This window comes from Azospirillum sp., from assembly GCF_050789165.1.
Genome location: NZ_JBOZRT010000037.1, coordinates 1 through 1,852, shown reverse-complemented (window position 1 = coordinate 1,852; position 1,852 = coordinate 1). Strand labels below are relative to the sequence as shown.

At 69.2% G+C, this 1,852-nt stretch carries 2 protein-coding genes; both read right to left on the bottom strand.

Annotated elements, in window-relative coordinates; translation table 11 throughout:
- A partial coding sequence (locus ACRWK7_RS07935; RefSeq protein WP_431855668.1) for an outer membrane beta-barrel protein occupies positions 1–1,213 on the bottom strand: 1,213 nt, incomplete at its 3' end.
- A 137-nt stretch (positions 1,214–1,350) separates the two neighbouring features.
- A partial coding sequence (locus ACRWK7_RS07930; RefSeq protein ID WP_431855667.1) for a sugar transferase occupies positions 1,351–1,852 on the bottom strand: 502 nt, incomplete at its 5' end.

Genomic DNA, 1,852 nt, shown 5'->3' with positions numbered 1-1,852 from the left:
CGCCTGCGGAGAGCATGCGGATGGATTCGTTGCGCCCGACCTCGCGCGAGCCGCCCGGAACGTCCTTCCAGTCGCGCGAGATGTAGTCGTAGCGTGCATTGACGGCGATCAGCGAGGTGGCCTTCCAGACCGGGCCGACGAAGAAGCGGTTGCTCTGCACGTGGCCGCCGGTGGCCAGGCCGGTCGCGGTGAGGTCGCGGCTGATGCCGGCCAGCACCCGGGTCTTGCCGGTGACGTCCCACGAGACGGCGGCGCTGCCGACGATGCCGCTGAAGTCGCGCTGCGTGCCGGTGTCGTGGCTGCGGTCCAGGTGCGCCAGGCGCGCCTCCAGGGCCGTCTTGCCGGTCACGGGCCACTTGAGGACCACGTCGAACTCGTCTTCCTCGAAGTCGCCGCGCGACGCGCCGGGCGTCGGATCGGTGTATTCGCCGTCGCCGCGGCGATAGCGCGCATACACCGACGTGCCGGAGCCGAGTTCATAGCCCACGCCCGCGCGTGCGCTGTCGACTTCGGGGCTGGCGTCCCAGGTCGCCGGCTGGTCGCTGCTGGCCTTGCTGTGCGAGACGCCAGCCAGCAGCCGCAACCGGGCGCCCGCCTCGTACACGCCTTCGAGCACTTCGTTGCGCTCGGTGCGCCGGCCGACACGGTTCACGAGCGCCACCGGGTCGGTGGCGACTTCGCGGTACTGCTTGCGGTCGGCGCTCGCCACGCCATGGAAGCGCGGCGTCAGCGACCAGTCCCAGGCCAGCGAGTAGTTGATGACGTTGTAGTCCAGGTCGGACTGCTTGTCGTACTTGTAGGTGTTCGCTTCGACGTCGGCGCGCAGGCGCTGCAACCCGAAGCGGCGGTCGGCGCGCAGGCCCACGCCGAGGATGAAGGCAGTGTCGGAGACGCCGCCGCCGGGCGTGCGCAGGACGTTGTTGTCGTGTTCGACACCGGCCATCGCCCGCAGCTGGAACGGCGGGCTCTCCTGGTCGGACACCGTGGAGGCCTGGGTGCCGGCCGGCTGGAAGCCGCCGCCCGCCGGATACCAGATGCTGCCCGGATACGGCATGCCGGCGGGCTGCGACGGCGTCGCCGGCAGCGTCGGCGTGGTCGGCACCGACGGCGCCGACGGCTGCGACGCGGCCGGCGCCTGCGCGTGCACCGCCAGCGGCAGCACCCAGATCGATGCCACCGTGAGCAGGGGGCTGATGGTGAGATGTTTCTTCAAAGGAGTCCTCGCGCTTTCTGGTGAAGCGTCCCGTGCGCCGGGGCATGCGCCCATCGACTGCGCGCCTTGCGGCATCGCATTGATGGGGATCTTCGCGTACACCCGGGTTCTCACCAATGGCTCCGTCGGACTAGTGGCTAGTAGGCGGCGCTGTCCTGGAAGACCAGGCGTACGGTCTTCCAGATTATGTACAGGTCGAGTCGCAGCGACCAGTTGCGCAGGTAGTCGAGATCGCAGTGGATGCGGGCCTCCATCTTCTCGAGGGAATCCGTCTCGCCGCGGAAGCCGTTGACCTGGGCCCAGCCCGTGATCCCCGGCTTGACCTTGTGGCGCACCATGTAGCTCTTGATCAGCGGGCGATAGAGCTCGTTGTGCGCGACGGCGTGCGGGCGCGGTCCCACGATGCTCATGCGGCCCTGCAGCACGTTGATGAACTGCGGCAGTTCGTCCAGCGAGGTCTTGCGCAGGATCGCGCCGACGCGGGTCACCCGCGCGTCGTTCTTGCGGGCCTGCTGGATCTGCCCGCCGTCCTCGGTGACGGACATCGAGCGGAACTTGTAGACGATGATCTCCTCGCCGTCGAGGCCGTAGCGGCGCTGGCGGAAGATGACCGGCCCCGGCGAGCTGAGCTTGACGGCG